The 20,006-nt window shown below is 73.9% G+C and carries 16 protein-coding genes; 12 read left to right on the top strand and 4 right to left on the bottom strand.

Going from position 1 to position 20,006, the window contains the following annotated elements; genetic code table 11:
- Positions 1-16 precede the first annotated feature (16 nt).
- The 4 genes from CCO02nite_RS09220 to CCO02nite_RS09205 all read left to right on the top strand — a co-directional run bounded on the left by CCO02nite_RS09220 (position 17) and on the right by CCO02nite_RS09205 (position 5,468).
- Positions 17-1,003 carry a glycosyltransferase gene (locus tag CCO02nite_RS09220; RefSeq protein WP_186812649.1) on the top strand — a complete coding sequence of 329 codons (987 nt, stop codon included), beginning with the start codon at positions 17-19 and terminating at the stop codon, positions 1,001-1,003.
- On the top strand, positions 1,000-1,593 hold the full coding sequence (locus CCO02nite_RS09215) for a hypothetical protein (protein ID WP_146842833.1): 594 nt from the start codon (positions 1,000-1,002) through the stop codon (positions 1,591-1,593). Before CCO02nite_RS09220 ends, CCO02nite_RS09215 begins: the two co-directional genes overlap by 4 nt.
- Positions 1,594-3,444, top strand: a complete 1,851-nt coding sequence (locus CCO02nite_RS09210; RefSeq protein WP_146842832.1) for a hypothetical protein — start codon at positions 1,594-1,596, stop codon at positions 3,442-3,444.
- Between the two features lie 131 nt (positions 3,445-3,575).
- Positions 3,576-5,468, top strand: a complete 1,893-nt coding sequence (locus CCO02nite_RS09205; protein ID WP_146842831.1) for a glycosyltransferase — start codon at positions 3,576-3,578, stop codon at positions 5,466-5,468.
- Positions 5,469-5,497: 29 nt separating this feature from the next.
- Here CCO02nite_RS09205 and CCO02nite_RS09200 read toward each other — a convergent pair whose 3' ends face one another.
- The gene (locus CCO02nite_RS09200) at positions 5,498-6,571 is read right to left on the bottom strand and encodes a glycosyltransferase (protein WP_146842830.1); all 1,074 of its coding nucleotides are present in this window, start codon (positions 6,569-6,571) and stop codon (positions 5,498-5,500) included.
- 27 nt (positions 6,572-6,598) lie between these two features.
- Positions 6,599-8,143 carry a polysaccharide pyruvyl transferase family protein gene (locus CCO02nite_RS09195; protein WP_186812648.1) on the bottom strand — a complete coding sequence of 515 codons (1,545 nt, stop codon included), beginning with the start codon at positions 8,141-8,143 and terminating at the stop codon, positions 6,599-6,601.
- A gap of 105 nt (positions 8,144-8,248) precedes the next feature.
- Between CCO02nite_RS09195 and cysC the strand changes: the two genes are divergently transcribed.
- The 7 genes from cysC (at position 8,249) to CCO02nite_RS09160 (ending at position 16,081) form a co-directional block, all read left to right on the top strand.
- Positions 8,249-9,553: an adenylyl-sulfate kinase gene (gene cysC / locus CCO02nite_RS09190; RefSeq protein ID WP_146842828.1), complete on the top strand. Its 1,305-nt coding sequence runs from the start codon at positions 8,249-8,251 to the stop codon at positions 9,551-9,553.
- Positions 9,550-10,605, top strand: coding sequence for a hypothetical protein (locus tag CCO02nite_RS09185; protein ID WP_146842827.1), 1,056 nt, complete (start codon positions 9,550-9,552; stop codon positions 10,603-10,605). The genes cysC and CCO02nite_RS09185 overlap by 4 nt, the downstream gene beginning before the upstream one ends.
- A 65-nt stretch (positions 10,606-10,670) precedes the next feature.
- Complete coding sequence (locus CCO02nite_RS09180) at positions 10,671-12,140, top strand: hypothetical protein (RefSeq protein ID WP_146842826.1); 1,470 nt, start codon at positions 10,671-10,673, stop codon at positions 12,138-12,140.
- Positions 12,137-12,937, top strand: coding sequence for a 3'(2'),5'-bisphosphate nucleotidase CysQ (locus tag CCO02nite_RS09175; RefSeq protein WP_146842825.1), 801 nt, complete (start codon positions 12,137-12,139; stop codon positions 12,935-12,937). Before CCO02nite_RS09180 ends, CCO02nite_RS09175 begins: the two co-directional genes overlap by 4 nt.
- A complete protein-coding gene (gene cysD / locus CCO02nite_RS09170) occupies positions 12,934-13,848 on the top strand; it encodes a sulfate adenylyltransferase subunit CysD (protein ID WP_146842824.1) in 915 nt (304 codons plus the stop codon). The genes CCO02nite_RS09175 and cysD overlap by 4 nt, the downstream gene beginning before the upstream one ends.
- Positions 13,849-13,850: 2 nt before the next feature.
- Positions 13,851-15,113, top strand: coding sequence for a sulfate adenylyltransferase subunit 1 (locus CCO02nite_RS09165; protein WP_146842823.1), 1,263 nt, complete (start codon positions 13,851-13,853; stop codon positions 15,111-15,113).
- Positions 15,114-15,115: 2 nt separating this feature from the next.
- The gene (locus tag CCO02nite_RS09160; RefSeq protein WP_146842822.1) at positions 15,116-16,081 is read left to right on the top strand and encodes a hypothetical protein; all 966 of its coding nucleotides are present in this window, start codon (positions 15,116-15,118) and stop codon (positions 16,079-16,081) included.
- 18 nt (positions 16,082-16,099) lie between these two features.
- Here CCO02nite_RS09160 and CCO02nite_RS09155 read toward each other — a convergent pair whose 3' ends face one another.
- Together CCO02nite_RS09155 and CCO02nite_RS09150 are read right to left on the bottom strand one after the other, a co-directional pair.
- Positions 16,100-17,014: an LCP family protein gene (locus CCO02nite_RS09155; RefSeq protein ID WP_246117455.1), complete on the bottom strand. Its 915-nt coding sequence runs from the start codon at positions 17,012-17,014 to the stop codon at positions 16,100-16,102.
- Positions 17,015-17,463: 449 nt separating this feature from the next.
- A complete protein-coding gene (locus CCO02nite_RS09150; RefSeq protein WP_246117454.1) occupies positions 17,464-18,729 on the bottom strand; it encodes an LCP family protein in 1,266 nt (421 codons plus the stop codon).
- Between the two features lie 161 nt (positions 18,730-18,890).
- On the opposite strand from CCO02nite_RS09150, the gene CCO02nite_RS09145 reads away from it, so the two are divergent.
- Positions 18,891-20,006 (top strand): glycosyltransferase family 2 protein, encoded by a 1,116-nt coding sequence (locus CCO02nite_RS09145; protein WP_146842820.1) that lies wholly within the window; start codon positions 18,891-18,893, stop codon positions 20,004-20,006.

The raw sequence follows: 20,006 nt of genomic DNA, 5'->3' as shown, positions 1-20,006 counted from the left end.
TCCTATGCTGTCGGGCATGCCGGGCCGCGTCGACATCGTCGTCCCCGTGCGCGACGCCGCCGCCTACCTGCCGACGTTCCTCGCCTCGGTGGATGCGAACTCGCTCGACGGCGCACGCTGGCTCGTCGTGGACGACGCGTCGCAGGACGGGACGGCCGACCTGCTCGAACGGGCCGCCCGCGAGCGCCCCGCGCTGCACGTGCTGCACAACGCGACGCCGCTCGGGGCGCCGGCCTCGCGCAACCGCGCGCTCGCCGAGGTCGATGCCCGGTGGGTCACGTTCGTCGACGTCGACGACTGGTGCGCGCCCGGGCACCTCGCCGCGTTCGTCACCCGCGCCGACGCGCTGGGGGCCGACATGGTGCGCACCGACCACGTGCGCGTCGTCGGCCACCGGCGGATACCCGAGACCGCGCCCGCACCCGTGCGCGAGGCGGTGTTCGACGCGACCGACGGCATCGGCGACCCGGGCGGGCAGACGCTCGTCGACTACCCGTTCCCGTGGGCCGGGATGTTCGCGGCGTCGCTCGGGCAGCGGGGGTTGCTGCAGTTCGACGAGGGCCTGCGCACCGCCGCGGACCGGCCGTGGTTCTGGCGGCTGCACCTCGCCGGGACGACGTGCGCGGTGGTGGACAGCCCCGGCTACTTCTACCGGCGCAACGCCGGCTCCGGATCACTCACCGAGTCCGCCGGTGAGGCGACCCTCGACTTCCTCCCGGCCTACGGGCGGGTGCTGGACCTCGCGGACGCGTCGGGCGACGACCGGTACCGGCGGCGCGCGATGTACGGCGCGTGCCGGATCGTCGCGTACCACGTGGGCAAGCGCGAGCGGCTCCCGGCGGACCTGCGGCGCCGCCTGTACGCGACCGCGGCCCTGCTGCTCGCCAGGGGCGACGACGCGATCTTCGAGGCCGCGCTGACGGCGGCACCCGCCCGGGCGACGCGGCTGCTCGCGGGCCTGCGACGGGTGGGCCGTGGCGCGGTCGCGGAGGCGGGGCGGTGACCGCGGTGGTGCTCGTCGGGGCCGGTGCGGGGCTCGCCGACGCGCTCGCGCTCGCGCGTCGTGCGTCCGACGAGGTCGTCGTGCTCGCGGCGACGTGCGCACCCGTCGTCGAGCTCGCGCCGCGCCTCGCCGACGAGCCCGGCGTGCGCGCAGCGGTCGACGCGGCCGGAGCGCGCGTCCTCGAGCTGCGCGACCACCTGCGCGGTCAGCACCCGCTCGCGTGGGCACCGGCCGATCTCGAGGTCGACGCACCCGTGCTGCGCGCGGCGGTCGGCACGGCGGGGGGCGCGGTCGACCTGGTCGTGCTGCCGGGCGTCGACGACGTCGCGGTGCCGGTCGGGGACGTGCTGCGGGCGGTGTGGCCGGCCGCGCGCGTGGTGCGGGCGGAGCGCGGCGGCGACGGCCTCGTCGCGGTCGACGTGCCACCGGCCGCGGCGGTTCCGGTCCCTCGTCGACGCGGGCGTCTGGCCCGGGGGCTGACGGCTGCGCGCGTCCGGGCGTGGGAGGCCACGGTCGTCGTCCGGGCGGCCTACGACGTCCGGCGGGCGCCCGCCGGCGCCCCGGGCAGGCCCGGCGGCGGGACCCGCTGAGTGTCCAACTACCTCGTCGTGGTCACGTCCGTCGACCTGCGCTCGCGCGTCGTCGAGTGGCTCGCGGCGTCCGGCTGCCCACCCCGCGAGCACCTGCACGTCGCGCTCGACGCGACGCGCGACCTGCTGCTCGTCAGCCCCCGGGTGCGCGACGGGCTCCTGCCGGCTGTGCCGGACCGTGCGTCGCGGGTCACCGGGCGGATGCCGACGGTCCCGACGGGGGAGTTCTTCCGCGGCACCGCGATGGTGCCCGAGCACGCCGCGATCGCGTTCGGCGCGCAGGGGTGGTCGGCCCTGCCCGACGCCGTGCGGCGCGACCCGCACGGCGTGTCGGGGGAGTTCGTGCTCGTCTCGTGGGACACCGCCACCGTGCGGGTGCGGCGCGACGTGCTCGGCTCGGTGCCGCTCGCCCGCACGCAGGGCCCCGGCTTCGCGGCCGTCGGTGACTCGCTGCTCGTCCTCGCGGACCTGCGCGCGTGGCTCGCGTCACCCGTGACGCCGGACGAGCGCTCGCTGCTGTCCCGCACCTCGACCCTGTCGATCTGCCACCAGCAGCTCGGCGAGCGCACCCACGTGCGGGAGGTCGCGTACGTCGCGGCGGCGCGCGGGGTGGGCGTCGACGTCGCGAGTCTCACGACGCGGGTCGACGGGCCGTCCCTGGTCGACCGGGTGGTGGACGTCGAGCTCGACGACGTGGCTGCGCTGCGGGCCGCCGCGACGTTCGTCGTGCGGGCGATGGGCACGCTCGCCGCGCGTGACGACTGGGACGTGCGCCTGCTGCTCTCGGGCGGGTACGACTCCCGACTCCTGCTCGCGGGTGCCGTGCGCTTCGGGACGCACCGCACGCTCGTCGTCGAGACCACGGACCATGGGCCCTCGAGCGCAGGCGACGTCGCGGTCGTCCGGGACCTCGCCGCGCGGTACCGGCTGCTGCTGAACGTGCCGCGCCGGCTGCACGGGGAGCGGCGGTGGCTGGACTCGCCGCTCGCGGTGGTCGCGTCCGGCACGCTGGGCTTCTACGACACGGTCGCCGAGCGGCGCACGGCACGCCGGGGTGACGTCGGTATCACGGGCCTCGGCGCCGGCGTGTACAAGGGTGCGTGGGGCTGGGTGCCGGTGCGCTCGATGCGGACGGTGCGCGCCGTGCCCAAGGACGTGCGTGACCTCGTGGCGGACGAGCTCGCGGACGGCGTGCGCGCCACCGGCGGCGACCCGGGCTGGGCCGATGCGAGCGAGCTGTCCTACGCGGGGTTCCGCAACGGCCTGCACGGCGGCGCAGGCGGGCTCCTGACGGGGATGACGTCGCTGCGCCCGCTCAACGAGGTGGGCCTGGCGGCCGTCGGGCACCGTCGCACGGACGGTCGGCCCGCCCTGCGACGCCGGCACCGGGCGCGGTTGCGGGGTGCCGTCGAGCAGCCGATGGCCGACCTGCTCGCGCTCGTCGACCCCGAGCTCGCGGTGCTGCCGTACGACTCGCCGGAGCGTGCGCTCCCTCCCGCGACCGTCGCCCGCCGGCTCGAGGCGCTCGGCGGCCCGCTGGGGCGCGAGGCCGAGCGGGAGATCGAGCTCCTGGGCGTGCCTGCGGACGTGCCGTACGGCCCGACGCGCCTGGGGCTCGGGATCGCCGAGCGGCGCGGGTTCGGGGGGCTCATCGAGGCGGAGCACCTGCTCGCGCTCGCCGACGACGGGGTCGAGGCGTTGACGGACCGCACCGTCCGCGACGCGTACGCGCGGCTCCTGCGGGACGCGCGAGTGGCGCTCGTGGACGAGGGCCGCCATCCGCGCGATGCCGGCGCGGCGACAGGCAAGCTCCTGGCGGCGACCATGCTCGGGACGTTCCCGGTCGGCTGAGGAGCGCACCGGTACCGGCCGGCTGCTGGGCGGACGCGCACCCGGCGAACGCCCCGCCTATGCTGTCGCGCGGTCGTGGCGCGTGTCCGGCCGAGGCGGTCGACCCTGGAGGACGTGTGGCGCAGGACCCGGTGACGGAGCCCGAGGACGCCGAGGCCGTGCAGGAGGTGCCTGCGCAGGAGGTATCCGCGCAGGAGGCATCCGCGCAGGAGGCGCCCGAGCAGGAGGCACCCGCGCAGGAGGTGCCCGAGAGTGAGGTGCCGGTGGTCGAGTCGCCTTCACCTGAGGCACCCGTGCTCGAGGCGCCGGCGCCTCTCATCTCGGTCGTGGTCCCGACGCATGACGTCGGGCTCTGGATCGACGAGTGCCTGACGAGCATCCTGGTCGACCAGGACGTGCCGCTCGAGGTGATCGTCGTGGACGACGACTCGAAGGACGACACGTGGGAGCGGCTGACGGCGTGGGCGGCGCGCGACCCGCGGGTGCGCGCGCTGCGGGCACCGGGCGTCGGCGGCGGTCAGGCGCGCAACTTCGGGGTCGAGCAGGCGCGCGGGCCGTGGCTCGCGTTCGCGGACGGCGACGACCTGATCCCGCGCGGCGCCTATGCCGCGATGCTCGCGGCCGCACGCGAGTCCGGCTCCGACCTCGTCGTCGGGGACTTCCTGAAGTTCTCCGCGCTGCAGACGTGGAGCCCGACCGCCCGCTGGACCGGGTTCGCGGACCGGCGTTCGGGGGTGACGCTCGCCGAGCACCCGACGCTCGTGCGCAACCGGGCCTGCTGGAACCGCCTGTTCCGGGCGGACTTCTGGCGTGAGAGCGGCATCGCGTTCCCGAGCGTCCCGCGCTCCAACGACGTCGTCCCGATGATCTCGGCGCTCGTCGCGGCGCGCAGCATCGACGTGGTCCCCGACGTCGTGTACCTGTACCGCGACCGCCCCGGTGGCACGTCGATGACGGCCCAGGCGAGCAGCGAGGTGGCCGTGGTCAGCTACCTGTCGCAGGAGCTGCTGTGCGCGCGACTGCTGGGTGCGGTGGGTCAGGACCAGATCGACGCGGCCTACTGGCCGATGGTGCTCGACTCCGACGGGTGGGTTCACCTGCGGCGGTTCGTGCTCAGCCGCGACGAGGACGTCTCGCCGAGCGACTCGTCCGAGGTGCCCGCCCTGCTGGGGGAGCTCCTCGCGATGCGCAGGGAGCGCGCCTTTGTCCGGCTCGCGCCCGAGAAGCAGGTCGTCTACGCGCTGGCGACGCTCGGACGCGCGCGCTGGGCGCGTGACGTCCTCGCGGCGTACGGAGACGGAGACCTCGAGCCGGCGCCGATGGACCCCGTCGAGGTGATGCGCGCCGCGCTCGCCGCCGACGAGACGGGCTGGCTGCTCCCGGCGACGATGCAGACGTTCGTCCACACGCGGGTGATCGAGGCGATCGCCGCCTTGTCCGTACCGCTGTCACGGGAGCGCGCCGAGGAGCTGGTCGAGCTCGCGGCGAGTCGACCGCAGTGGTTCGCCGAGCCGATCGGTGCGGTCGAGCGGCCGCACGACACCGTGATCCGCCTCGCGCTGCACACCGGCGCAGCGCAGCCGCTCACCGAGGTGGTGGCGGGCCCGGACGCCGTGGCGCTCCTGTCACTGACGGTGCGCAACACCGTCGCCCACCTCGTGCTCGACCTGCCGGCGCCGACGCGCGGCAGGGCGTCGGTGACCCTGCACGCGTACAAGCCCGGGCGCCCGGAGACGTTGCGCGGGGTGGCACGCGTGCGGTTCGACGACGGTGCATGGCGCGCGAACGTGTCGGCGTCCGCGCTCGTGTCCGAGGGCACGTGGTCGCTCGAGGTGTGGTTCGGCGACGACGAGTCCGCTGTGCAGGTCCCGTTGGAGGTGGACCGCGACGTGATCCGGCTCGAGCACGGCCGGCTCGGGCTCATGACCGTGCGCGGCAAGGCGCGGGGCGTCGTCCCCGCGACGCTGTTCCGGCGGGCGTCCCCGCCGCGCCGGGTGCTGCGCGCGCTGCGTCGCCGCCGCTGACGTCGGCCGGGGCCGAGGTCGACCGAAGCTCACCGCGCAGGCGCGGCTGAGCTCCGGTCGAGGATCGCGAGGAAGTCGCGGCTCATGTCGTACGGCGTGTACGACGCGGCGAAGGCCTCGGCGTCGTGGCCGGTGCGACGGCTGTCGCGCACGGCACGCTCGATCGCGTCCGCGAGGCTCTCGGCGGCCTTGGCACCCGGGTTGTAGAACGACACCCACGAGTGCGCACCGAACTCCTCGACCAGGTGCGGCTCGCGCGGCAGGATGCACGGCCGCCCGAAGGTCGCGGCGAGCAGCACCGAACCCGAGTTGAGCACCCGCTCGTACGGGAACACCATCACGTCGGCCGCACGGAACCAGACCTGCAGGTCGGAGTCGTCGACGAAGTCGTGGTGGCGCACGGTGCGCACGCCGGCCGGCAGGGCCGCGTCGATCTGCGGCAGGACGTCGTCGCGGGTCTTGCCCGCGAGCAACAGCGTGAGGTCCTCGGTCCGCTCGCCGAGCAGCGCGGCGGCCGCCAGGAGCGTCGTGATGCCCTTGTAGGGCCGGATCTGGCCGACGAAGCCGATCGTCGGAGCCAGGGGCGGAACACCCAGCGTGCGGCGGGCCTCGGCGCGGCCGACGACCGCCGGGTACACCCCGGTGTACGACGAGTGGCTCAGCGTCACGACCTTGTGTGCCGGCAGGTGGTACTCGTCCTCGACGGCGGCGACGGTCTGCGCGTTGAGCTGCACGATGGTGTGTGCGAGCTTGCCGAGCCGGTGCGCGAGCTCGAGCTCGAGCTGGCGATAGTTGAGCTCGTGCGGGAGCGAGTTGTGCACCGTCCAGATGACGTGCACGCCCGACTCACCCGCTGCGGCGACGGCCTCGGTGAAGGCGTCGAGCCGTTCGCGGGCCTCGGCCTCGTCGGTCGCGGGCTGGACCACCGGCTGGGTCCAGTGGATGTGCAGCACGTCGCCGGCGCGCAGCGCGGGGACGCGCCTGACGAGCTCGGCATGTGCCGTGGTGCCCTGCACGTCCCAACCCTCGCCGCGGGCGGCGAGGTAGAGCAGGTTGAGGTACGGGTTGTCCCGCCAGGCGGGGAACGCCAGGAGCGTGGGCATGTGTCGCCTCTCGGTGGCGGTCGTCGGTCAGGCGACCGCGGACGGGACGTCGAGCACCCAGGCCTGCGCGGGCGCCTGGCCCGAGGGCGGTGCCCACGGGTCGAGGACGAGGCCGAGCGATCCGCGTGGTGCCAGCGGCACGCGTGCGGTGACCCCGTCGCCGTCCGAGATCAGGACGTGCACGTCCCATCGCGGTGCGTCGGCGAGCGGGCCGGCCGGGACGAAGCAGTCGACGTCGATGTGCCACTGCCGGCCGTGGAAGGGCGAGGTGGGCACGCGCGCGACGACGGTGCGGTCGGTGCCTTGTGCGGTGAGCTCCAACGCGATCGTCCGGACGAGGCCGCGGACGCGACCGCACTGCACGGACAGGCTCACGACGACGCCGCCGAGGGCGCCGCGCACGGCGCGCAGCTCGGCGAGCACCGGGGTGCCGTGCACGCGCGCGCACAGCGCGAGCCTCGTCGTGTCCCTTCGGACGACGAGGTCGTCCTGCTCGCGCTCGTCGTCCGTCAGGTCAGCGACGTCGAGCTCGGGCACGAGCAGCTCGCGGTAGGTCGCAGCGTGCTCGACCGCGGGCTCGCCCTGCTCGCCGTCGTGCGCCGCGGCCGACGCCGCGTCCGCGAGCCGCTCGCGGAAGGTCGCGACGAGCTCGTCGTGCGTGGCCTGGCCCGTGAACGCGCGCAGCACGTCGTCGAGCACGTCCTGCGGGAACGTCGCGAGCTCGAACGGGCGCCCCGCCCAGCCGGTCGTGCGGAGGCCGAGCTCCCAGACGTCGCGCGGGAACGCGGCCGCGAGCCGGTCGAGGTCGATCCGCAGCGGCTCGTGCGGACCCCACGCCAGTGCGGTCGCGACGTCCGGGGCGATGCGCGTGAACGGCCTGCCGGTTCCCGCGAGGTAGTCGCGGTACTTGAACGTCGACTCGTTCGCGGACGCGACGAACCTCGCGTCGATCCCCAGCGCGTCCGCGATCACCACGGCGTGCAGCGACGAACCGACGACGAACCGCGACTGCGCGATCGTCCGCAGCACCGTGCGCAGCGGGTTGGTCGGCACGAGCACGGGGTACGAGTCGGCGACCGCCTCGGCGAGGTCGTTGAAGTTGGGGGCCACGAGGACGTCGGTGCGGTGCGCCGTCGCCCAGTCGCGCAGCTCGGGCATGAGCTCGGGCAGCAGCAGCGCGGGATCGCCGTAGACGGCCGGCACCTCGATGCCGCGAGCGGTCATGTACGCGGCGGACCAGGGCCCGCGCACGGCACGCACGTCGAGCAAGCGCTTGCCGTGGACGCTCGCGTTCGAGACCTTCCCGTTGATCCCGGTTCCCCAGATGACGTCCCGTGGGCGCGCGAGGTGCATCACCGAGCCGACCGAGACGACCCGGCGCTCGGGCGGCAGCGACGTGGCCGCGCCGGGGGCGATACGCGCGAGCTCCAGCTCGACGACGAGCGGCCCCAGCAGGTCGCCGAAGTTGTTCAGCAGGCGCGGGGTCGCGGACGTCGGGTCGGGGCGCAGGGGGTTCCACTGGAACGCATCGACGCCGCCGACACGACGCAGGAAGTCGCCGGGATCGTCCACGGGAGCCGAGCGTACCCGAGCCCGTGCGCGGGTCCGGGGCCGGCCGCCGCGGCCCTGGCACGTCGCGATCCTGGCCTGACGTGGGCACCGGTACCCTGAGTTCCCGTGACCGACGACTGGGCCCGCTGGGGCGCGCTGCCCCATGTGGTTCTCGCCGACGCCGACGCCGACGCGGTCGAGCTCGCGCTGGGCGGCGGTGTCCCGGCGGAACGTCAACCCGTGGTCGCGACCGGCGAGCCGGGTCCGGTGGTCCTGGCCGACGCGGAGAACACGCCCCTCGCCGTGCGACCGGCCGCCGGGGCGCGGCTCGAGCCGCTGCGCAGCCGCGCGCTGCGTCGCGGCGAGGACGCCGACCCGGGGTTCCGGCTCCCCGCCGACGAGGTGCGGGTGCGCGTCGGTGCCTGGACGCGCGGCGTCGCCGGGACGGTGCTCGCCGTCGTGCTCGACGACGTGATCGGCGTGGGCGACCTCGCCGCCGCGGCCGAGCGGGCCCGCGAGCTGCACGCCGCCGGTGCGGTGCTCCTGTGCCTCGTCGGGCAGCCGCGTCCGGCGCATGCCGACGACGTCCCGGGCGCCGGCGTCGTGCGTGCGGCACAGGCGGCGCGCGAAGCGGTCGGCGTGCCGACGCTCGTCGTCGCCGTGCCGTTCTCGGCCACCGCGCGGCTCGAAGCGCTGGCGTGGCCGCAGGACCTGCCGCCCACGCTCGAGGAGATCGCCCGCGCGTACGGTGCGACCGACGTGCTGGACCTGACTGCCGAGCCGGGTCCGGACCGGCTGGCCTACACCGAGGTGCTGCGGGCGCGCGAGGCGGTGCTCGCGGAGCACTTCCCCCATGCGTCGGCGGGCGAGCTCTCGGGGGCGCTCGCCACCGGGTTCACGCCCGGGGCCGTGGTCCTGTTCACGGGGCTGTCCGGGTCGGGCAAGTCGACGGTCGCCAAGGCGGTGGCCGCGCGCGTGGCCGAGACCAGCAGGCGCAAGGTCACGGTCCTCGACGGCGACGAGGTGCGGCACATGCTCTCCGCCGGTCTCGGCTTCGACCGGGAGTCGCGCTCGCAGAACGTCCGGCGCGTCGGGTACGTCGCGTCGCTCGTCGCGGGTGCGGGAGGCATCGTCTTCGCGGCCGCGATCGCGCCCTACGAGGCGGACCGCGCTGACGTCCGCCAGCGCGCGAGCGCCGTCGCGTCGTTCGTGCTCGTGCACGTCTCGACACCGCTCGAGGTCTGCGAGGCCCGCGACCGCAAGCACCTGTACGCCCGCGCGCGCGCCGGCGACGTGCCCGAGTTCACGGGCATCTCGGCGCCTTATGAGGAGCCCACGGACGCCGACCTCGTCATCGACACGTCGCGCCTCGATCTCGGCGAGGCCGTCGAGGTGGTGCTCGCGACGCTGCGTGAGCGGGGCGTCGAGTGAGCGAGGACCTCCTGCTCGAGCCGGGGACCCGGCTCGTGCACATCGGTGCGCCGAAGACGGGGACCACGTCGATCCAGGAGGCGTTCGCCGACCTGCGCCGCGCGCTCCCGGACCTCGGCGTCGTCTACCCCGGCAACGCACGGGTCAGCAAGCACAAGGACGAGTTCGACCAGCTGTTCCGTCACGGAGGAGCCGCGATCGACCGGCTGCGGGCCGTGCTCGCCCGCGAGGACGAGCGGCGCGTCGTGCTCAGCACGGAGCAGCTCGCCAGCGAGTCTCCCGAGCGCGTCGCCGAGGTGCGCGATCTCGTCGGGCCGCGTTCCCACGTGGTGCTGACGCTGCGCAACGTCACCGAGTACTTCGCGTCCTACTGGCAGCAGGAGATCAAGCGCGGCGTCACGGACGGCATCGGTGACTGGACGCAGCAGCGGCTCGAGCAGATCGACGACTTCTCGATCTTCCGGCGGCACAAGGGTGACGAGCTGATCACGCGCTGGGTCTCGGCGTTCGGCGCCGACGCCGTCACGGTCGTCGTGCTCGAACGGTCGGCGCCGGAGCGACTGTTCGACGTCTTCGAGTCGATGTGCGGGCTCCCGAGCGGCACGCTGGTGGTGCGCGAGCAGAACCGCGGCCTGACGTGGCCCGAGCTGGAGCTGGTGCGCTCGCTGAACGAGCGACTGCGCGACGGCGACGTGGACGACGCACGCGAGGCGCGTCGCTTCGTCCTCTCGGGGATCGCGCCCGGCCTCGCGACCGGGTGGACGCCGCCCCCGGGCGTCGCGCGCCCCCGGGTGCCCCTCGAGCACCAGGACGCGGTGCAGGAGGTCGCGCACCGGCTCGCGGACGCGGTGCGCGCGAGCGGCGTCCGGGTCGTCGGCGACCTCGCCGAGCTCAGCCGGCCGGCCGCCGGCGTCGCCCCGCCGACCGCGCCGGGGGTACCGGAGGCGCTGCTGCGGGCCGCGCTCGACGGCCTCGTCAACCGGGTCTCGGCGGTCGAGTACCGGCATCGGAACCGGCGGCGCGACTCGACGGCGACATCGACTACTCTGTGAGCGCCTGCGTGCCGAGCGCGCGGGAGACCCCACCGACACCGGCCCAGGAAGCGATCATTACGCGCATGCCCCAGGACGACGAGGAGACCGGCGCTGCGTCGACGGTCTCCCGTCTGACGGACGCGGAGTCGCGGGTCCTGGAGCTGGTGCGCCACGACCGCCCGCACGGCGCCGGTCCGGCCGCGAAGGTCGTCGCGGGTGCACGTGCGGCGCTGCTCGGGGCACCGGAGGGCGCGCCGGTACCGGAGGGGGAGATCGCGCTGGACCGCGCGACGATCGCGCTGGAGGGTGGGCTTCTCGCCGCGCGAGACCGGCTGGACCAGCGCCTGGCGGCATCGGTGGGCGGGTCCCGGACGCCCCCCGCAGAGCTTCAGGTCGGTGCAGGGTTTCACGTCGGTGCGAGCGAGCCCGACACGACGGAGAGGCTGACCGTGACGAGCGACGCAGACGTGGATCGGGACCCGACCGAGACCGTGCCGCAGATCCCGCCGGGCAGCACGCTCGTGCACATCGGCTCGCCGAAGACCGGCAGCACCTCGATCCAGTACGGCGTGCACCGTGCGCGCGGCGAGCTCGGCAAGTACGGCGTGCGCTACCCGGGACAGGCCGCGCACCACCGCCGGGAGATGAACATGCTGCGCAGCGCGCCGGACATCCGCGAGCTGCCGATCGCCGCCGAGCTCGCCGCAGGTGGCTTCACACGTGCGCTCCTGAGCGACGAGACGCTCGCGACCTTCGGTGGGGACGTACCGCGGCGCGTGCACGACCTCGTCGGGGACGAGGGTCATATCGCGCTCGTGCTCCGCAACGTCGCCTCGCTGCTGCCGTCGCTGTGGCAGCAGGACGTGAAGAAGGGCGACCCGCGTTCGCAGGAGCAGTGGCTGAGCGACGGCGAGCAGGACCCGCGCATCTTCAACATCTTCGACGAGAGCGACGGCGAGAACGTGGTCTCCCGCTGGGCGGGCGAGTTCGGCGCCGACCGGATGGTCGTCATCATCCTCGACCAGAGCGCGCCCGAGCGGCTCTTCAACGTGTTCGAGTCGATGCTCGGCATGCCGTCGGGGACGCTGGCGGTCTCGCAGCTCAACCGGGGGATGACGGCGCCCGAGATCGAGATCATCCGCTCGCTCAACGCGCGCGTGCGCAGCGGTCCGGCCGTGCTCCCGCGCGTCCAGCGCGCACTGCAGCACTACGGCGCGGTCGACGGACTGATGGCACGCACGCCGGTGCCGGGCGAGCCCAAGCCCGCTCTCCCGGCCGCGAGCGCGGACCTCGCCGTCCGGCTGGCCGACTCGCTCATCGACGCACTGGCCAGTTCGGGCGTGCGTGTGGTGGGCGACCCGGCCGAGCTGCGCCGGTTGCCCCGGCTCACCGACGACGTCCCGCCCGTCGACCCGGCCGTCCTCGCGGAGATCTCCGCGTCCGCGCTGCACGGCATGCTGCTCGCCGGGGCCGACGAGATCGCGCGGATCGAGGGCTTCGACCTGCGCGGCTGGCAGGAGAAGCTGGGTCGGACCCGGGGGAGCTCCGCATGAGCACGCCCGACGAGGAGCTTGCGGCACGGCTCGCACAGGGGGCCGGTCACGTCCTGCTCGACGTGCGCGCCGCCGGTGCCGACCTGACGACCGCCGCGCTCAAGGACGCCGGCGACGCGGCCGCGCACGCGTACCTCGTCGCGGAGCTCGCGCGCGTGCGTCCCGACGACGCCGTGCTGTCCGAGGAAGGTGCGGACGACCCGGTGCGGCTGGGCGCCGAGCGCGTCTGGATCGTCGACCCGCTCGACGGCACGCGCGAGTTCTCCGAGCACGACGAGGACGGCGTGTGGCGCAGCGACTGGGCGGTGCACGTCGCGCTGTGGCAGCGGGGTACCGGCCTGACCGCCGGGGCCGTCGCGCTGCCCGGCCGGGACGTGGTCTACACGACCGACCTCCGTCCGGCGCGTGCCGCGTCGAGCGGCGGCCCGCTGCGCCTCGCGGTCAGCCGGAGCCGCCCGCCCGAGCTGATCGGCGCGATCGCCGCGCTCACGGACGTCGAGCTCGTCCCGATGGGCTCGGCCGGCGTCAAGGCGATGTCCGTCGTGACCGGCGAGTGCGACGCCTACGTGCACGGCGGCGGGCAGTACGAGTGGGACTCCGCCGCGCCCGTCGCGGTCGCGCGAGCCGCCGGACTGCACTGCTCGCGCCTCGACGGCACCCCGCTCGAGTACAACCGACCCGACCCGTGGCTGCCCGACCTCGTCGTGTGCGAGGCGGACCGCGCGGACGACCTGCTCGACCTGATCTCGCGCGCCATGCGCGCGACCGCACCGGCGAAGGAGAACGCTGCGCCGTGACCACCACCCGGACCAACTACCAGCTGAGCAACCTGGCTGCGCTCGAGGCGGAGAGCATCTACGTCTTCCGCGAGGTCGCCGCCGAGATGCGCAAGCCCTGTCTGCTCTTCTCGGGCGGCAAGGACTCGATCGTCATGCTGCACATCGCGGCCAAGGCGTTCGCCCCCGCGCGCATCCCGTTCCCGGTGATGCACGTCGACACCGGGCTGAACTTCCCCGAGGTCATCGAGTTCCGTGACCGCACGGCCGACGAGCTGGGCGTGCGCCTCGTCGTCGCCTCCGTGCAGGACGCGATCGACCGCGGCACGGTGCGCGAGGAGAAGAACGGCTCGCGCAACCGGATCCAGACGCCCGTGCTGCTCGAGGCCGCCGAGGCCAACGGCTTCGACGCGCTGTTCGGCGGCGCGCGGCGCGACGAGGAGAAGGCGCGCGCCAAGGAGCGCGTGTTCTCCTTCCGTGACGAGTTCGGCCAGTGGGATCCCAAGAACCAGCGCCCCGAGCTCTGGAGCCTCTACAACGGGCGGGTCCACCAGGGCGAGTCGATCCGCGTGTTCCCGCTGTCGAACTGGACCGAGCTCGACATCTGGTCCTACATCGCGGCGTACGACGTCGAGATCCCGGACCTGTACCTGGCCGCCGAGCGTGACGTCGTCGAGCGCGACGGCATGCTCTACGCGGTCAACGAGTTCGTCCAGCCGAAGCCGGGCGAGGACGTGCAGCGACGCATGGTGCGCTACCGCACCATGGGTGACGCCAACCTGACGGCTGCCGTGGAGTCCAACGCGGCCACGCTCGAGGACATCGTGACGGAGATCGCGGCGGTCCGGGTCACCGAGCGCGGGGCCACCCGCGGCGACGACCGGGTCAGCGAGGCCGCGATGGAGGACCGCAAGCGCGAGGGGTACTTCTAGACATGAGCGATCTGCTGAGGTTCGCGACGGCCGGTTCGGTCGACGACGGCAAGTCCACCCTGATCGGCCGCCTGCTGTACGACAGCAAGTCGCTGTTCACCGACCAGGTGGAGGCGGTCGAGCGCGTCAGCGCCGACCGCGGCGACGACTACACCGACCTGGCGCTGCTGACCGACGGCCTGCGTGCCGAACGGGAGCAGGGCATCACGATCGACGTGGCGTACCGCTACTTCTCCACGCCGCGGCGCAAGTTCATCATCGCCGACACCCCCGGGCACATCCAGTACACCCGGAACATGGTCACGGGCGCGTCCACCGCGGACGTCGCGCTGATCCTGGTCGACGCCCGCAAGGGAATGATCGAGCAGAGCCGGCGGCACGCGTTCCTCGCGACGTTGCTCGGTGTGCCGCACCTCGTGGTGTGCGTGAACAAGATGGACCTCGTCGACTGGTCGGAGGAGGTCTTCGAGGCCATCCGCGCCGACTTCACCGACTTCGCGGCCCGCCTGCGCACGCACGACATCACCTTCATCCCGGTGTCCGCGCTCGCCGGGGACAACGTCGTGGATCGCAGCGCGAACATGCCGTGGTACGACGGCGCGACGTTGCTGGGCCACCTCGAGCGGCTGCACCTGGCGGGCGACCGCAACCTCATCGACGTGCGGTTCCCCGTGCAGTACGTCATCCGGCCGCAGTCCGAGACGTCGCGGGACTACCGCGGCTACGCGGGCCGCGTCGCGTCGGGTGTCATGCGCGCGGGGGACAAGGTCGTCGTGCTGCCCTCGGGCTTCGAGTCGACGATCGCGTCGATCGAGCAGGCCGGCGAGCCGGTCGAGGTCGCCTACCCGCCGATGTCGGTCGTCGTGCGCCTCGAGGACGAGATCGACATCAGCCGTGGCGACATGATCTGCCGTCCCGCCAACGTGGCGACCTCGACGCAGGACCTCGAGGTCCAGATCTGCTGGATGGACGAGACCGCGCCGCTGCGCAAGGGCGTCGTGTACGGGCTCAAGCACACGACGCGCAGCACGCGCGCCAAGGTGATGGACGTCGAGTACCGGATCGACATCAACACGCTGCACCGCGACGTCGACGCCGATTCGCTCGGGCTCAACGACATCGGCCGCGTGCGCCTGCGCACCAGCTCGCCCGTGTTCGTCGACCAGTACGAGCTGAACCGCGAGACGGGATCGTTCATCCTCGTCGACGAGTCCACCAACCGGACGGTCGGCGCCGGGATCGTCACGACGACCCGCAACGACTGACCGTGCGGGCCCGACGGGTCGCAGCCGCGCCGCGGCTCGCGCTCGTCGGGCTCGTCCTCGTCGGGCTCACGGGGTGCGGCTCCGCGGAACCGCGGTTGCCGAGCCCCGGTGATCTCACGTTCGTCTCCGTGCTCACCGACCCCGACGAGCTCGACTACGCGCCCACGGGTGAGTTCATCTTCCCGTCGGTGCTGCACGCGGGTGCCTACCTCGACGACCCGCTGGGTGAGTGGTACCTGTACTACGCGCCGCACGAGGATCCCGGCGGGATCGCGCTGATGGTCGCCGACGATCTCGGCGGCCCGTGGACCCCGGCCCCGGGGAACCCGCTGATCTCGACCGACTGGCCGAGCCTGTCGGCGGTCAGCCATGTGTCGTCCCCGGACGCGGTGTGGGACGCCGTCCACGAGCAGGTGGTCCTGTTCTTCCACGGGGAGAACGACGTGACGCGGTGGGCGACGTCGCGCGACGGTCGGACGTTCGAGCCCGGCGGTGTCGCGGTGCGGGCGAGCGACCTGGGCGCGCAGTCCTCGGAGGCCTCGTACGCGCGCGTGTTCCCGGACCCCGCGGACCCCGACGCCTGGGCGATGCTCGTCATGGAGCGCACCTCGACGGGCGACCGGCAGATCCGGGTGCTGCGGTCCGTCGATCTGCACACGTGGGTCCCCGAGGCCGAGCCGCTGGTCGTGCCGCCCGCCGGGCACTCGGTCTCCGGAGCGAACTGGGTGCGGCTCGCCGACGGCGACTGGGTGGTCTATCACGACGACACCGGGCAGGTGCTCGGCCTGCCCGTCTCCTCCGCGCTGCGGGCGACCGGCGACGCGCGGCGCGTGATCGGGCCCGACGAGCTCCCCGCGTGCGACGGTCGCGCGGCCGCGCCCGAGCCGGTCGTCGACGACGGGCGGCTCTGGGTCTTCCTCGAGTGCGGTCAGCGGCTGACCGCGCAGATCGCGCTGGCGCACGACTGACGGCTCACGCCTCGACCCTCAGTCGAGGCCGCCGACCTTCCCGGCCGGCAGGTCGCCGTCGCGGATCTGCTTCCAGAACGTCGGCGTCTCCTCGGGGTCGAGCAGCACCGTCGAGCCGACGTTGCCGGGACGGTAGTCGAGGTCGGCGATCGGCGGGGTGCCCGTGATGCCGCCCGGCCCGTTCGCCGCGCGGAACGCGAGCGCGAGGCGGGCGAGGTCGAGCGTGTTCGCGTCCTCGTCGACCGTGAGCGCCGCCGTGCCCGCCTTGAGGAGGTCGACCTGCTGGGAGGGGTGCAGCGCGATCGACTTCGGGTCGAGCTTGCCCATCACGGCCCCGACCAGCTGACGCTGGCGCTTGGCGCGGCCGATGTCGCCCTGCGGGTCCGACTTGCGCATCCGTGCGAACTGGAGCGCCTGCGTGCCGTCGACGACGTGGCAGCCGGCCTTCCACTTCATCTTCGAGTCCTGGTCGTCCACGTCGGCGTCGTAGCACAGGCGTACGCCGCCGATTCCGTCGACGACCTCCTTGACGCCGCCCATGCCGATCTCGGCGTAGTGGTCGATCGTCAGCCCCGTGAAGCCCTCGACGGTCGCGACGAGCAGCGGAGCGCCGCCCCACGCGTAGGCGGCGTTGATCTTGTTGGCGTCGTGGCCCGGGATCTCGACGTACGTGTCGCGCGGGATCGAGATGAGTGCGGTCGGCCCGCTCTCGGGCACGTGCAGCACGAGGATCGTGTCCGTGCGGGCGCCCGCGGTGCCGTCGTCCTTGATCGCCCCGTCGGCGCGCGAGTCGGAACCCGTGAGCAGGTACGTGGTGCCCGGCGTGCCGGCCGCACCGGAGAGCGCGTCGGTGTGCGTGATCTGCTTGTCGGCCCACACGGCGAGCCCGATGGGCCAGGCGAGCACGAGCACCAGGACGAGTCCGAGGCACACGAGCGTCCACCGCAGCCGGTGCCGTCGGCGCGGCGCGGGGGCACCGGGAACGCCCGGCCGCCCCGGACCCTGCTGCGCCGGACCCTGCTGTGCCGGGCCCGGCTGGCCCGGCGGTCTCGTCGTGGGCCGGGCGGCCGCGCCCGCGGCGCGGGTCGTACCCGGGCGGCTCGAGGACGAGCGCGGCGTGGTGGACGCAGGGCCGGGCGGGATCGACGCGGGCCGTACGGGGGCAGCAGCGCCCCGTCCGGCCGCTGCCGGCGGTGGGGTGCGTTGGGTCGACGAGCGCTGTGACGACGAGGCCTGTGACGACGCGGGCGGCGGCGGGGGTGGGGGAACCGCCCCGTTCCGAGGGCCGTTCGTCGGGCCGGCGCCCACGACGACCGCGTCGTCGTGACGCGGCCGTGCGCCGCCCGGCTCGGGGGCGAAGCTCGGTGGACGGGTTCCGTCGGTCATTGCGTGCAGGACGCCGTCGAGTCGTCGAGCGTGAACGCCTCACGCCCGGCCTTGCGCGTCGCCTTCGGCTTGGGCGTGGCGGACTTGCCGGGAGTGGCGGTCGCACCCGGCGTGGCGGATGCGCTCGGTGTGGCCGACGGCGTCGCCGATGCCTCGGGCTCCTCGCTGGTGCCGTCGAGGATCGGCACGTCGGCGGCCATGTTCGCCCAGACGATGTCGGCCTCGGAGGTCCACTCCACGCGGTTCTTGTCGTCGGCCGGGGTGCCCCACGGGACCGTCATGAGCGTGATGTCGCCGCCACGGACGCCGCGCATGCTGTAGCCGAGGCCCGCGATGTCGGTCGTGCTCATCGACGTCGTGATCGACCGGGTAGCCGCGTTGAGCAGACCGAGCAGCTGCGTCCAGTTCGCCAGGACGTCCTTGTGCAGGATCTCGGTGGCCATCGCGGCGAGCAGGCGCTGCTGGTTCCCGATCCGGCCGATGTCGGAGCCGTCGCTCGCGTTGTTGTGGCGCGAGCGGGCGAACGCGAGGGCGTCCTTGCCACGGAGCGTCTGGTAGCCCGCGGTGAGGTGGAGCTTGGCCTTGTTGTCGTCGAGGTCGACCGGGATGCAGATCGGCACGCCGTCGATCGCGTCGACCATGTCCTCGAACCCGGCGAAGTCGACGAGCGCGAAGTTGTCGATCACGAGACCGGTGTTCTTCTCGACCGTCAGCCACGCGCACGCAGCGGCCGACTCGAGGTCCAGGCCCGTGTCCCACCCGCGGGCGAACGCCTCGTTGAACATCGCGCGGCTGCTCGTGTTGGTCTTCTCGCCCGTGCTGGTGTTGCAGCTGGGGATCTCGACGAGCGAGTCGCGCGGGATGGAGACCATCTCGACCCGGCTGCGATCGGCCGAGATGTGCATGACGATCGCGGTGTCGGACCGCATCCCACCGGTGACCCGGCCGCCGATGTCGCCGTTCTCACCCATCCGCGAGTCGGAGCCGAGGAGCAGGATGTTGACGTCCTGCCCCGCGTTCGGGTCGTCGCCTGCCGCGACCACGGCGGACGGTGTCGGTCGCGGACCGAGCAGGGCGCTCACGTCGACCTGCCGGATGTTGTTCGTCAGCCGCGCGTAGGTCGCGTAGACCGCCGTGCCGCCGAACGCGAGCAGCGCGACGGTGACGAGCGCGGTCCCGCGCAGCACGCGGTGCGTGCGGTGGTTGCGGGCATGGCGGACGTTCGACGGGCGCTGGGGACTGGCGTGTCGGGCGGCTGGCACGGCGTCGATCCTAGGCAGCGGGGACGGCGGACCGGGGGAGCCCACGGTCGCACGCGGTAAAGAATCTGTGCAGATCACGGCCACAGACCACGCACGGCGGGTCCCGGGCGCCTGTGGAGGGTCGCACGGCGTCGACCGTGGCCTGGGCTAGCCTGGTGCGGATGTGCCCCGATCCCGCAGAGCGTGCGCTACCCGCCGACCCGCCGGCCGTCTCGGTGATCCTCGCTGTCCGTGACGAGGAGCGCGACCTGACCGCGTCCGTCGAGCGCATCCTCGCGCAGGACTACCCGGGCGAGCTCGAGGTGGTGCTCGCCGTCGGGCCGAGCGCCGACCGCACGCTCGAGATCGCGCGCGACCTCGCGACCCGCGACCCGCGCGTCCAGGTGCTGGAGAGTCCGACCGGCATCACCCCCGCGAGCCTCAACCTCGCGGTGGGTGCGGCGCGCCACGACGTCCTGGTGCGCGTCGACGGGCACAGCGAGCTGTCCGACGGGTACGTGACGCGGGCCGTCGCCGAGCTCGTCGCGACCGGCGCCGCCAACGTCGGCGGACGGATGGTGCCCGTCGGGCGCACCCCGTTCCAGCGCGCGGTGGCGCGCGCCATGAGCACGCCGCTCGGGATCGGCGCGGCCCCGTTCCACACCGGGGGCGCGCGCGGGCCCGCGCCGACCGTCTACCTCGGAGTGTTCCGCCGCGACGCCCTCGAGCGTGTCGGCGGGTTCGACGAGCACTTCGTCCGCGCCCAGGACTGGGAGCTGAACCATCGGCTGCGTTCGGCCGGCGAGGTCGTCTGGTTCGACCCCGATCTCGCGGTGACCTACCGCCCGCGGGGCGACGCGCGCGCGCTGGCCCGGCAGTTCTTCCGTACCGGGCAGTGGCGTCGCCAGGTGGTCCGTACCTATCCCGAGACCGCCGGACTGCGGTACCTGGCTCCGCCGGCGGTCGTGCTCGCCGTCGGGGGCGGCGTGCTCCTCGTCGTCGTCGGTGCGACCTTCGGGCCGTCCTGGCCGCTGCTCGGGGGCCTCGCGCCGCTGACCTACGCGCTGGGCGTCGTCGTCGGGTCGGCCGTGGTCAGCCGGGGGCTCGGGGCGGCCGCCGCGGTGCGACTGCCCGCCGTGGTGGCGACCATGCATCTCGCGTGGGGGGCCGGCTTCCTGCGCGGCGTCACCCGAACGACGTCCGGCGCGGCCCGCGCCGTCGACTATCCTGATGCGGCGAATGCGCCTGACCGGGTCTCGACGACCGCGGCGCCCGACCGTCCCGTGACGGAGGACTGA

This window comes from Cellulomonas composti, assembly GCF_007990245.1.
Lineage (GTDB): Bacteria > Actinomycetota > Actinomycetes > Actinomycetales > Cellulomonadaceae > Cellulomonas > Cellulomonas composti.
The sequence above is the reverse complement of the archived record's forward strand: the minus strand, read 5'-3'. Positions and strand labels throughout refer to the sequence as shown.